This is a genomic window from Lacticaseibacillus rhamnosus (assembly GCF_900636965.1).
GTDB classification, from domain to species: domain Bacteria; phylum Bacillota; class Bacilli; order Lactobacillales; family Lactobacillaceae; genus Lacticaseibacillus; species Lacticaseibacillus rhamnosus.
On sequence record NZ_LR134331.1, the window covers coordinates 2,716,521 to 2,728,256 of the forward strand.

General features: G+C 45.9%; 12 protein-coding genes. 3 read left to right on the top strand and 9 right to left on the bottom strand.

Translation table 11 applies throughout. The features are described from left to right. Positions 1–7 precede the first annotated feature (7 nt). Positions 8–487: a PTS sugar transporter subunit IIA gene (locus EL173_RS13730; RefSeq protein ID WP_005712286.1), complete on the bottom strand. Its 480-nt coding sequence runs from the start codon at positions 485–487 to the stop codon at positions 8–10. A gap of 205 nt (positions 488–692) precedes the next feature. Here EL173_RS13730 and EL173_RS13735 point away from each other — a divergent pair, with 205 nt between their 5' ends. Beyond that, the gene (locus EL173_RS13735; protein ID WP_005690875.1) at positions 693–1,487 is read left to right on the top strand and encodes a DeoR/GlpR family DNA-binding transcription regulator; all 795 of its coding nucleotides are present in this window, start codon (positions 693–695) and stop codon (positions 1,485–1,487) included. A 92-nt stretch (positions 1,488–1,579) separates the two neighbouring features. On the opposite strand, the gene EL173_RS13740 is transcribed toward EL173_RS13735, so the two are convergent. The 6 genes from EL173_RS13740 to EL173_RS13770 all read right to left on the bottom strand — a co-directional run bounded on the left by EL173_RS13740 (position 1,580) and on the right by EL173_RS13770 (position 7,568). Continuing rightward, complete coding sequence (locus EL173_RS13740; RefSeq protein ID WP_005690873.1) at positions 1,580–1,843, bottom strand: bacteriocin immunity family protein; 264 nt, start codon at positions 1,841–1,843, stop codon at positions 1,580–1,582. Positions 1,844–2,123: 280 nt separating this feature from the next. Next, positions 2,124–3,014 carry a rhamnulose-1-phosphate aldolase gene (rhaD, locus tag EL173_RS13750; RefSeq protein ID WP_005690869.1) on the bottom strand — a complete coding sequence of 297 codons (891 nt, stop codon included), beginning with the start codon at positions 3,012–3,014 and terminating at the stop codon, positions 2,124–2,126. 28 nt (positions 3,015–3,042) lie between these two features. Continuing rightward, the gene (locus EL173_RS13755; RefSeq protein ID WP_019728362.1) at positions 3,043–4,323 is read right to left on the bottom strand and encodes an L-rhamnose isomerase; all 1,281 of its coding nucleotides are present in this window, start codon (positions 4,321–4,323) and stop codon (positions 3,043–3,045) included. Between the two features lie 63 nt (positions 4,324–4,386). Then, entirely contained in the window at positions 4,387–4,701 is a 315-nt protein-coding gene (gene rhaM, locus EL173_RS13760) for an L-rhamnose mutarotase (RefSeq protein ID WP_005714163.1), read from the bottom strand. 2 nt (positions 4,702–4,703) lie between these two features. After that, positions 4,704–6,182, bottom strand: a complete 1,479-nt coding sequence (rhaB, locus tag EL173_RS13765; RefSeq protein ID WP_005690864.1) for a rhamnulokinase — start codon at positions 6,180–6,182, stop codon at positions 4,704–4,706. A gap of 33 nt (positions 6,183–6,215) precedes the next feature. Beyond that, positions 6,216–7,568, bottom strand: a complete 1,353-nt coding sequence (locus EL173_RS13770; RefSeq protein WP_005686579.1) for an MFS transporter — start codon at positions 7,566–7,568, stop codon at positions 6,216–6,218. Between the two features lie 122 nt (positions 7,569–7,690). Here EL173_RS13770 and EL173_RS13775 point away from each other — a divergent pair, with 122 nt between their 5' ends. Both EL173_RS13775 and EL173_RS13780 read left to right on the top strand, forming a co-directional pair. Beyond that, complete coding sequence (locus EL173_RS13775) at positions 7,691–8,713, top strand: AraC family transcriptional regulator (RefSeq protein ID WP_005686581.1); 1,023 nt, start codon at positions 7,691–7,693, stop codon at positions 8,711–8,713. A gap of 192 nt (positions 8,714–8,905) precedes the next feature. Next, entirely contained in the window at positions 8,906–10,027 is a 1,122-nt protein-coding gene (locus tag EL173_RS13780) for an NAD(P)-dependent alcohol dehydrogenase (RefSeq protein WP_005686583.1), read from the top strand. A gap of 117 nt (positions 10,028–10,144) precedes the next feature. On the opposite strand, the gene EL173_RS13785 is transcribed toward EL173_RS13780, so the two are convergent. Continuing rightward, on the bottom strand, positions 10,145–10,534 hold the full coding sequence (locus tag EL173_RS13785) for a YxeA family protein (protein ID WP_024305731.1): 390 nt from the start codon (positions 10,532–10,534) through the stop codon (positions 10,145–10,147). Between the two features lie 321 nt (positions 10,535–10,855). After that, complete coding sequence (locus EL173_RS13790) at positions 10,856–11,521, bottom strand: hypothetical protein (RefSeq protein ID WP_005686587.1); 666 nt, start codon at positions 11,519–11,521, stop codon at positions 10,856–10,858. Between the last annotated feature and the right edge of the window lie 215 nt (positions 11,522–11,736).

Consider the following 11,736-nt stretch of genomic DNA (forward strand, 5'->3'; position numbering starts at 1 on the left):
TTTTTAATTATTTCCCTGTGGTTTGTGCTTCAAATGTATCGACAAAAAGTTGATACATCGCATCACGGTCATTTGTCGCTTTAAACTTGGCGACAAAATCCTGATTTTGTAGTAAATCCATGAAAATCTGTAAGAGGCCTACCTGCTGACTCGAATCTGTAATACCCAAGAAAAACATGGCAGTCGCATCTTCCGGCTCGTTGTAGCCCATCTGCAGCACCCGAACCGGCTGAGCGTTCTTTACAATCGCCATAAACGGTTTAATGACATGCTCAGGATCAGCATGCGGCAACATGACGGATATCTCAGGAAAGACAATGCCGGTTGGAAATTCGTCTTCGCGGCGATTCAAAGCTGCCTCGTAGGTTTTCTTTACATATCCGGCAGCTTGAAGCTTCTCTGCAACCGCTCGAAATAAATGCTGACGGTCTGGCTGATTTTCATTTAAGAAAATCAGCTGTTTGTGAATCATTGTGCTATAATCCATAACTAGCTCACCTCAATCGAATATTTAGACCAAAAGTTTTGAACCTTTTTGAATCTTTTAACTTATTTCATTTTCAATGCTAAAGCGCTTTCATGCGCGTGTCTATAGTATTTGTAAGGTTTCATCAAGGTTGAGAAGTGTTCACAAAATGCCGCTCATCCTGTTCAAATCGGTTCAATAAAATTCAATTGAGGGAGCGTTTATAATGTCACAAAGTCCAGCAAAATTCGAGCGTCTGAATGAAATCATTCAGATTCTACGCGAAACACCAGAGATCAGTATTGCGCAACTAAGCAAGCAAATGTTCACCAGTAAGTCCACTCTGAGACGTGACCTTATCGAGCTTGAAAACAGCAATATCATCCGGCGGCACTACGGTACGGTGCAGTTACTGCAAGGAAACAATCTGGAATTTACGTATGAAAAAAGACGTAACGAAAACGCACGTCTTAAACGCGTCATTAGTCGCCAAATTGCCGCGAAGATTCCCAGCAAAGCAGCTTTCTTTATCGATGGTAGTTCTACCTTTTTCAGTCTGCCCGAGCTTCTACACGAACAGGTCGGCTTGCACGTCATTACCAATAACGTAAACATGGGGATGCAATTTAATTCATTAAACAATGTCGAAACGATTATTCTTGGTGGCAAAATGGCCCCAAGAACTGCTTCAACTTTGGGCGCAACGACGATAAACGAAATTCAAAGTTTTCGTCCTGACTTTGCCCTGCTTTCAATAGGCTCGATCGATGCTGACGGTATCTATGTAGCTGACCCAGAGCAAGCAGCCGTTAAAGAAGCCATGATAGATGCTGCAAAATGCGTCATTCTTGGCATCGATTCAACCAAATTCAATCAAAGTGACTACATTCGTATCACAAATATGGATCAAATCAGTGAGATTATAACTGATACGCAACCCGCGCCAGAATACGGAAATTTGTTTGATGATCATCATATTCAACTCACTTATCCGAAAGCGCATCATCATTTGGCTGACTGAAACAACTCGCTGTCTTATTCATACCTGATAGCTGTAAACAAAATAGACGCTAGTAAAACCAACTTGGGCTTACTAACGTCTATTTGTTATCGTTAAAAGATGATGTTCCCGCGGTTCCCCATCCCTAGGTATCGCGCTGAAATTGCAGTCAGAAAATCCACTACTTTAGGCGACAATTTTTGTCCAATTGCTAAAGGTTGAAGCTTTGTTCTAATTTCAAAGGCTATTCCTTCTTCATTATTGCCTCTTTGACGTCGAATTTCTGCATGTTTCAAAATTTCTAATTCAGGTCCGGTTGTCTCGGGATCTGCGATAAGTTCCGGTAATTGATCCAGTACTGATGGTTTCTTTTTCATAAAAGGTCCCTCCAAACGGTTAGCGACATTGCTATGGACCGTGCAACCCTGCTATTGTCTTGTTGAACAATACTAAGTTAATTTTTGCACCTATCATCTTCATTATCAAGTGACACATCTTGCTCGGATGATACCTGAGTGACTTCTCAACCCGCCCACTTTTAACAAGCACCTTTCCTCCAACTTTCATCCACAACCCAAAAAGCCCACCAATTGCCTTCAACAATCAGTGGGCTCTTTAGAGTGTGTTTAGGAGGTATCCTACCATGTACAGATAACGTTACACTTTTAGCGTTACCTGACTGATAAGTGAATCGCCATGAAGAAAAGCTAGATTAGGCGTTAAGTCAAACCGTTTGGCCAGTTGTTCCAGATTTTCGTCCGTGATTTCGTTGATGATGCGGCCGCCTTGAGCCTGAATAGCGGTGTAGATTGTCGCCGCTTTTTCAACAGTTTCAATTAAGCCATACGTTTCATCAATGGAATCGCCAGCGCCGAAGATTCCGTGTTGCGGCCACATGACGATTCGGAAGTCGGCCATTTTTTGGGCGGTTGCCTGACCGATTTCGTTGGTGCCTGGGGTCATATATGGCAAGACGCCGATGCCTTCGGGGAAGACCACAATGGATTCAGCCTGCATCTTCCACAAAATGCGGGAAAAGAGCTTCTCTTCCAGCGGCAGCGTAAAGGACATGGCAACCAGATTGGTAGGATGGCAGTGCATCACCACGCGCTGATTTGGATCCTGCTTTAGCCGTTGAATGTGGGTCATCAGATGGGATGGAAATTCGCTGGTCGGTTGTCCGCCATCATTGAAGCCCCATAGTAGGTCAACACTATGGCCGTCTTTAGCAATTTGCACTAAGCCCGTGTCGCGGGCCGGAAAATCCTTGACATTTTTGAAGTAGCGCCCGGTTCCGGTGACCAGAAAATACTGGCCAGCCAGTTCACTGGCATCGAACTTAATTGGCAAGTTGCGCTTGACTTCATGCACATCGCCATAAGGGGCAATTTCAGCAGCCGTTAACCGGTAGCTGACATTACCGCCATTGCGTTCGTCCCAGCCATGTTGATAAAGGTTCCAGGTGACTTTGCGCATTTGTGCCACATACGGTGACTCGACAAAGCTCTGGGTATATTCGGGATTCAAAAATTGTTTCTTGTTATCCATTAGGCGTTTTCCTTTCAGAATTGACGAATTAGTGGACCAACTTGGCATCGCGTTTGAATTGAACGTCTTTTTCATACTGGTGAATGTTGTTCATCCAGTCGAAGCCGACCGGGGTGTTGTGATCCTGGCAGAACTTGTCCCAAACAGCGCCGAATGGGAATGACTTCAATTCTTCGGTTTCAATTAAGCGGGTGGTGAAGTCGGCATTGAGTTCGTCTTTCTTCAATTGGTCAATCGGTGCCAGCATTGCCTGCAGCAAGCTCTTTTGGGTGGCCCGGGCACCTACGACCCAAGCTGCGACCCGATTGATGGTGGCGTCAAAGAAGTCAAGGCCGATGTGCGTGCGATCAAGATAACCGTCCCGAACCAGTGACCGGGTAATCCGAATCAGCGCATCGTCCATGATGACAACGTGGTCAGAGTCCCAACGAACCGGACGGGAAACATGCATGAACAGCCCTTTGCCAAATGGGAAGAAGGCGCTGAACTTGTCGGAAACATCTTCAGTTGGGTGGAAGTGTCCGGCGTCAATTGTCCATAACTTGTTTCGACTGATCGCATAGTTTTGATAGAACTCGTGGGAACCAGTGGTGTAGGATTCGATTCCGGTACCAAACAGTTTGCCTTCGAAGGATTCGATAGTGTTCTTTTCTGGCAGCGGATCTTTGATGATTTCGTCCAAGGCTTTGAGCAAGCGCAGCCGTGGGGTCTTTTTGTCAATTGGGTTATCCTTAAAGCCATCCGGTAACCAGAAGTTATTAACAACCTGACTGCCTAACTTTTCGCCAATGTAGTTGGAAATTTCCCGACTGATCTTGCCGTGGCGGATCCAGAAGTCACGCACTTTGGGATCGGGTGATGAAACCGTCATGTTATCCTTTACCATTGGATGGGAGAAGAAAGTGCCGTTAAAGTCGAGACCAACGCCTTCTTGCTTTGCCCAGTCGATCCAGTAATCAAAGTCTTCTGGCTCAAGTGTATCAAGATCGCGCTTCTTATCCGTTACCGCATAGATGGCGTGCAGCTGAACCCGATGCTTGCCGGGAATCAGGCTTAAAGCTTCGTGCATATCTCCGGCTAATTCATCCGGTGTGCGCGCAATCCCCGGATAATTACCGGAAACGCCAATGCCGCCGGTTAGTTCCTGGTTAGGGAATAGGAACCCATGAATGTCATCGCCTTGCCAGCAATGAACGGACAAAGGTACTTTTTCCAATTCCTTCATGGCTGCATCGGTATCAACTCCGATTTCTGCGTAACGCTGTTTTGCGACTTCATATGCCTTATCGACTTCTTCTGGTTTAACCATGTGAAAAACGCTCCTTTATTTAAAATCATCTATTGTGACTGGTTACCGCATTTAAACTTCGACTCAATCCAAGTGGAACACTTCATGGAGATCATCTGCGACCGGACTATTATCCGGGTTGGTCTTCATAAGCGGCTCCATATACGCCCACCACTTCTTGCAAATGTCAGTATTGGCAATTTCGTTGTACTTAGCAACATCTGGCACTTCCAGATAGGCAAACAATTCGCCATTGGCCTTGTTGAGATAGATAGAATAATTAGTGGCGCCATATTCCTTCAGGGCTGCTTTCATTTCTGGCCACAGTTCGCGATGCCGTTTCTCATATTCCTCGTATTTATCGGGATAAACGTACATGACTTGCCCAATACGCTTCACGACTAAACCGCCTCCTTAGCTGTCTGAACCTTGACTGTTTTCATAAATGCCTTATATTTAGCGAATACATCCGGATAAGCGGATGAATCCGGTTCATAAGTCTTCAAATCAAACGATGCCTTAATTAGCTTGCGCCCGGCGACAACATCTTTAACAGCGCCGGTCGTAATCATCTGAACGAGCAGATTACCAATTGCTGTGGCCTCGCTTGGACCCGCGACCACTTTGACATTTGCGAGATCAGCTGTCAGTTGGTTCATTAAGGTTACATTCGAACCTCCGCCTACGATGTTCAGCGTATCAATTGGATCGGCAATAATGGTGCTGAGCTTGTGAATCTCGTTGGCATAATAAAGAGCTAAATTTTCATAAACTGCCCGCGTCAGTTCACCTGGCGTTTCCAGCTTGGCCTGTCCGGTTTCAGCCACATAATCCTGTAGTTCTTTAATCATGTTAGCGGGATTTTCAAACCGCTTGTCATTGATATCAATGAAGACGCGGAATGGCGCTACCTTGTCAGCCATTTCCGCCAACTCTTTGAAGCTATACTGATCGTTCAGCTCGCGTTTGATACATTGCACAATCCACAAGCCCATGATGTTCTTCAAAAAGCGATAGGTACCATAAGCGCCCCATTCATTGGTGTAATTTTCCTTGAAGGCATCCTGACCATTTTCCGGAGTGTTGAGTTCCGCCCCTAGCAGCGACCAGGTACCGGAACTTAAGAAGGCCCAATGATTGCCGAATCCCGGCGTACCAACAACCGCACTCGCAGTGTCATGCGTGGCGACGGTAATGACATCGGTTTCCGGAATATCGTATTTCACATGCCATTTATGACTGATCTTGCCAAGCGGCGTTCCGGATTCAACCAATGCCGGGAACTGATCTTGCGCAACATTGACTTCTTTGAGTAAATCTTTATCAAAAAGTCCCTGCCGCAGATTGAGCATTTGCGTGGTTGAGGCGTTGGTTACCTCGGTGACGGCATTGCCGGTCAGGACATAACCAATGTAGTCTGGGATCATCAGAATCTTATCGGCTTTAGCAAGATCATCGCGCTCTTCAGTGTAAAGCTGATAAAGTGTGTTGAAGTCCTGGAATTGGATGCCGGTTTTTTCATAAATGTAGGATTTTGGAAGCTCAGATGTCAGTTGCCGTACTGCCTGATTCGTGCGTGCATCTCGATAGCTAACAGGATCGTGCATTTTCTTGCCATCATTACCGACAAGGACATAGTCAACGGCCCAAGTGTCAATTCCTAAGTCCACTGCGGTATAGCCCATCTTTTTGACTTTTTCCAAGCCGGCGAAAATTTCATCAATGATATGGTCGATTTGCCACCGATCATGCCCTGCTTCGTTTTTGAAGCCGTTTTTGAATCGATGAACTTCAGTTAGTTTCAGTTGACCATCGACAATTGCACCCAGCATGAGCCGCCCGCTTGATGCGCCGATATCAACTGCTACGTATGCTTTCATATGCTGCACCTCTCTTTAACACCATTCGTTTGGTTAATTAATTGACTGCGGTGAAACGCGCTCGCTGCCGGTGTCTTTTGCTGCTGTGTCGCGGTCGGCTTTGCTCTTTTCATCGTCAGTTAAGAACTTGTCCCCATATTGTTCGCGGGTGATTTCTTCAAGACTCTTGCCACGCGTCTTAGGCGTCCAGATCGTGCCAATGACAAGTGATACTAATAGCAGTCCGATCATGAAAGTTCCGGCAACGGTGAAGCCGAGGCTGTTGAGAATTGCCGGGAAAATAATGGACCAAACACCGGCACTGGCACGAACCAGGAAGAACATCACGCCTTGTGAGCCAGCGCGGAATTGGGTCGGGAAGAGTTCGGTTGCCCATAATGCATACCATGCTTGGGCACCGATTCCTGCGCTAATTCCCCACAATGCTACGAACGCCCATAAGCTCCATGACTGAGCCATGCCGGCGTAGGTCAATACGATCCAAGATGCTGCGGCCATTGCGGCGCCAACGAAGAAGAAAATTCGATGGTTCGCTTTGTCGCCGTACTTGGCAAATCCAAAATATGTTGCCAAGGCGGTGAGGACCCAAAGCACGGCCTGCAGTAAGTTGGCTTCCTGATTGGACAGACCGCCAGCAGTTTCATAAACATATGGCATGAAGAAGCCCATCGCGCCGGCTACCAAGTTCCAGAACATGTAAACACCGACTAGGAAGCATAGCCATTTAAGTGAGGTTTTATTCGAGAACAAGGTGCGATAAGGATGCGACTTTTCACCGGAGCTCTTTTCAAACGCCTTTTGATCCTGCCATGCTTTTGATTCACCAAGTCCACGTTGCAAGAGCCAAGCAATGAAGGCAATCACAGTCAGCAATCCGAACAATATCCGGTTACCAAACAGACCAAGTGGTGCAAGAACGGTCCCGAGAATGAAAATAACTGCCGGTCCCAATGACCATGCAAACTGTGATACACCAATATTCTTTGCTCGATTGTCATCTTGTGACGTTTCGGAAATATAAGTCCAACTTGCAGGAACACCGGCGCCGACTGCTAAGCCAGTTACGAGAAATCCTGCCAGTAACATTGGGAAGTTAAGGGCAAACATGACCAGGATCGTGCCCACCATATAAACCAACATGTCATAGGTGTAAATCAACTTACGACCAAACTTATCAGACAGTGGCCCACCGATGAGAGCACCAAGCGCTGCGCCAAATGCGTTGGCTGACAAGGCGCCTAATAAGCCGACTTGAAAACTGCTGAGTCCAAAATGCTGCGTCCACAGTGTCAAGCCGCTAGCACCGGCAACAATACTGCCTGAATCCAGAAAATTCGTGATTGAAACACGAATGGTGGATTTCAACGAGCTTTTCTCTGAAGCCATTGTGTTACCTCCTGCACATTTCATTTTTTGTCACCGTTTACAGTTCACATTTAACCGCTTACATGTTATGGTCACAATGTCAGATAAATATTATGATCGGAACATAAGCACAGGAGGGTGCCATGGAATTAGCAATTTTAAAGCAGTTGCAAAGTTTGACTGATGTCGAAAAAAAGCAGAAAGAGCATCATGTTTTTAGCGATGACATTCCGCCAACCGCGATTGACTTGCGGGAATCAAAAACGGCTAACGTCCCGGTTTTAAACGATTATTTTTTCCGCAATCACGCCATTTATGTCAGCAAACATAATCGATATGCCCCTTATCCTTTGCACACCCATCAGTTCTTTGAGATGAACTATATGTTGCAAGGACACGCTGATGAAACGGTTAACGGTCAGCGCGTCCACCTGTCACAAGGCGACGTGCTGCTACTGGATATTGGAAGTGAGCATTCCATTGATGCGTTAGGCGACAACGATTTGCTGATCAACATTTTGTTTCGCGATCGCAATATTTCTATCGATTTCCTCAACCAGATTCAAAGTCAGCAAAGTGTGCTTTATGATTTCATGATTAATCATTTACGTAAGCAAAAAACCAAGCAGCGGTATGTTCTGTTTCGCAATGGTTTTCATGACATTCAAATCACACTTGAGCGCATCATTGAAGAATATTTCCGCCCGCGCGCGTTTTCGGATACGATCATTCAGTCCGAGTTAACGGTTCTGATAGCGGAACTGATTCGGGGGCATCAACCAACCATCAAGGATCCTTCGCCATCGCAAAAGCTTGCGGTCAAATTGCTTAACGATATCCACGAACATTATCGGGACTTGTCGCTTGAAGATTTAGCCAATAAATACGCTTATAACAAAAACTACCTTGGTAATCTGTTCTCAAAAGAAGTTGGCAAGACCTTTTCCGAAGCACTGACGCAAGAACGACTCATCAATGCGCGCCGCTTGATTCAGAACACCAAGAAGCCCATTAGCGAGATCTGTCTTGAAGTCGGTATCAGTAATAAAAGCTTCTTTTACCACAAATATCACGCGCTATTCGGCAATACGCCTAAAGATGATCGGTTGCACACTACGGGTTACATTTCTCCTGATCACACCAACCCACCGTTAACAATTCTGTAAATCTGTTTCGTTTTTGTTTCACACTTTGCCGTTGCACCGCAAAAGCATTAAGCGCTTTCACCGTGAAACTAAAAAGTCAAGTTAAACATTGGGACATATCCTTAGATGTTTGTAAACGGCGCTTGATAATTTTCTTTATTGTGAAACAATGAACGTGTAATCAAATGATGAGCAAGTGAAGGAGAGATTGCAATGAAAATCAAAGCAGCCGTTGTTGATGAAAAAGGTGCTGATTTTAAAATTCGGGACGATGTTGAACTAGCGCCGATGGGTCCTGACGACCTTCAAGTCCATATGGTCGCCAGTGGTATTTGCCATTCCGACGAAGCCTTACGTATCGGGGATGCCGTTATCGGCTACCCGATCGTACTAGGCCATGAAGGTTCAGGGATTGTTGAAAAAGTCGGCCCGGAAGTCACCCAGTTCAAACCTGGCGATCACGTTGTTTTAAGCTTTTATGCCTGTGGCAACTGCAAGAACTGCTTGAAGGGTATTCCGACCCAGTGTCTTAATTACGCCCATAACAATTTGTCCGGTACCCGGCCAGATGGCTCCGCGCACTTCACTGAAAATGGCAAGCCGGTCGCAGACATGTTCGACCAAAGCTCCTTCACAACTACCACGGTCGTTCGTGAACGTAATGCGGTTAAAGTTGACAAAGATCTTGATTTGCGCAAGCTTGGACCGCTTGGCTGCGGCTATGTCACAGGTTCCGGAACCGTTTTGAATACGCTCAAGCCAAAGCCTGGTGATACGATTGCGGTTACCGGTACTGGCGCCGTTGGATTAGCCGCAATGATGGCGGGCAAGATCTCCGGATGCACCAAAGTGATTGCGATTGACATTGTGGATTCCCGACTCGAATTAGCCAAAGAACTCGGCGCAACCGATGTCGTTAATAGCAAAACCGAAGACCCGGTTGCCGCAGTTAAAAAATTGACTGGTGGCCTCGGGGTTGACTGGGCTGTCGACACAACCGGCGTCAAGGCAGTGATGGAAGATACGATCCAGATGCTGGCTCAGGGTGGTACCACCGCAACGATCGCGGTTACGCCACATCATATTGACGTTGATACCTGGAACGACCTCTGCGTCAATGACAAGAAGATCGTCGGCGTCAACATGGGCGATTCCATCCCACAAATTGACGTACCGCGCCTAATTGAGTTCTATAAGCAAGGTATGTTCGACTTTGATAAAACCGAAAAATTCTATCAATTCGACCAGATCAACGAAGCCAATGCTGACTCCCGCTCTGGCAAGACCATTAAACCGGTTTTGATTATTGATAAAGACTATGTACCGGGTAAGTAATTGATCTTTTCCCTTGGCCCTAGCTGTGGTTTGAATTCAAGCACAAAATAATAAAGCACCAGGAACTCCAACGCTGAGTTTCCTGGTGCTTTATTGTGTTCAGTCTTCCTTGTTTTATTAATCTCTGGCTTTAAGCGGAACCTCATTGATCGAAACTCGCTCATAATGAGTCACACCATAGCGCGTATTATAAGTCAGGCGCAGTATTTGTCCGTCAGAGAAGGGGCCGGGATCATACTCATCCGTCTTAAACTCAAGTAGCTTCCCGCGCCCAGCAGCATCTTTCGCCAACGCTCGATAAACGTAACATTTTTGGCGCAGATTAACCGGAACTGTCACCGAAAATTGGCTGCGTGGTTCATGTACTTTTGCATAATAGGCGACACCACCATCTCTGTACACCGTCCACCAAAGCGTAAGCGCAATAACCACCGCCAATGCACTCACAAAGCCAACTTTATAAAGTGTCTCCTCTGTTTCAATCGTTAATCTTCTCACCCCGAGCATTTCCTTTCTGTTTTCAAAAAGCACCTTGATCAAGTTGAAAGAAACTGTTCATTGCTATTTAACAAGTTTGAAAATAAGCAACTTGACTGCGAATTATCTCTAGTATTCAGTCCTGGCGCTCCTTAGGTCAAAGTACCAAAGGAAGTTGTGTCGGTAAATTATTCGGTTGTTTTTTTAAGAGATTTCTTACACTTATAACAATATATGTTATTAATTTGGATGGTATGTTTTATCCGGATTTCTGATGTTAGTAAAACATTTTTTCAATATGACTGATTATGTGAGGCTTGAAAGTATGGTGACTCCCAACGTATTAAAACATCACTCCGCAGCCGATGCCTGAACATACTCATTCATAATCGCCGCGTCGGCCTTTGTCTCCACATTACCCGCATAGTTCGGTGTCACCAATGAGACGGTGCCGTGTGCGTTGTAAAACAGATAAAACTTATCTCCAATCATGTTCGCTGCGGTTTGCGAATGGCTCCCTTCATCGGTGAACGATCCCACTTTAATCTCGGTGTTGCATTTGACGGTCCGCGTTTGGCCTGCAGCGTCAGCACTGAAGACCTTGATTGTTTTAGTTGCAACATTGCGGATGGTCGCTTTCATCGTGACGGCATCCGCATGTTGATACTGAATGGTCAGGCGATAATTTGCTGTCTGCGGGTCCGCTTGCAACTCAATCCGAGTCGGCGCATTCACGCCTTGTCGTGTAAAAACCGCCCCTGAACGTTCCCGCAAAAGCTTGGCAACATCAACAACATAATCTTGACTACCAGCTGTTGACTGAGAACTGCGCCCCCGACTTTCCCCCATATCACTTGGCTTGACCGCACTGCTTTTACTTGCATGCTGCTTTGAGGTCACCTTTTTGATCGCGCTTTGTTGCGATTCAGTCAGTCCACGCTTTGTTTGTTGTTGGGCAATATAAAAATAGCCGCCGATAATGACCAACCCCAGGATCAAAACTGCTAACGGCGCCATCCACTTTCTCTTAGGTGGTCGTTGACGCCGTCTGCTTTCACTAGTCTGTTTCAAGTTTAAAAACCTCACTTAATTGTTGGCGTTACGCTGCCTTATCGACTTTGTTAGCTCATAGAAAAAGTATAACATGGCGCTTTTTAAACATTATAGTTCGGCTCGTCAGTACGCTTGGCAAAACAACTAAACCTTTACAGCATTTTTACTGCACATATGGT

What these genes read in the sequence shown, in the direction of transcription:
- EL173_RS13755 (WP_019728362.1), bottom strand. Translation starts at nt 4,323, where the DNA reads ATGGTTAAACCAGAAGAAGTCGATAAGGCATATGAAGTCGCAAAACAG.
- EL173_RS13730 (WP_005712286.1), bottom strand. Translation starts at nt 487, where the DNA reads ATGGATTATAGCACAATGATTCACAAACAGCTGATTTTCTTAAATGAA.
- EL173_RS13740 (WP_005690873.1), bottom strand. Translation starts at nt 1,843, where the DNA reads ATGAAAAAGAAACCATCAGTACTGGATCAATTACCGGAACTTATCGCA.
- EL173_RS13785 (WP_024305731.1), bottom strand. Translation starts at nt 10,534, where the DNA reads ATGCTCGGGGTGAGAAGATTAACGATTGAAACAGAGGAGACACTTTAT.
- EL173_RS13770 (WP_005686579.1), bottom strand. Translation starts at nt 7,568, where the DNA reads ATGGCTTCAGAGAAAAGCTCGTTGAAATCCACCATTCGTGTTTCAATC.
- EL173_RS13780 (WP_005686583.1), top strand. Translation starts at nt 8,906, where the DNA reads ATGAAAATCAAAGCAGCCGTTGTTGATGAAAAAGGTGCTGATTTTAAA.
- EL173_RS13790 (WP_005686587.1), bottom strand. Translation starts at nt 11,521, where the DNA reads ATGGCGCCGTTAGCAGTTTTGATCCTGGGGTTGGTCATTATCGGCGGC.
- EL173_RS13735 (WP_005690875.1), top strand. Translation starts at nt 693, where the DNA reads ATGTCACAAAGTCCAGCAAAATTCGAGCGTCTGAATGAAATCATTCAG.
- rhaB (WP_005690864.1), bottom strand. Translation starts at nt 6,182, where the DNA reads ATGAAAGCATACGTAGCAGTTGATATCGGCGCATCAAGCGGGCGGCTC.
- rhaD (WP_005690869.1), bottom strand. Translation starts at nt 3,014, where the DNA reads ATGGATAACAAGAAACAATTTTTGAATCCCGAATATACCCAGAGCTTT.
- EL173_RS13775 (WP_005686581.1), top strand. Translation starts at nt 7,691, where the DNA reads ATGGAATTAGCAATTTTAAAGCAGTTGCAAAGTTTGACTGATGTCGAA.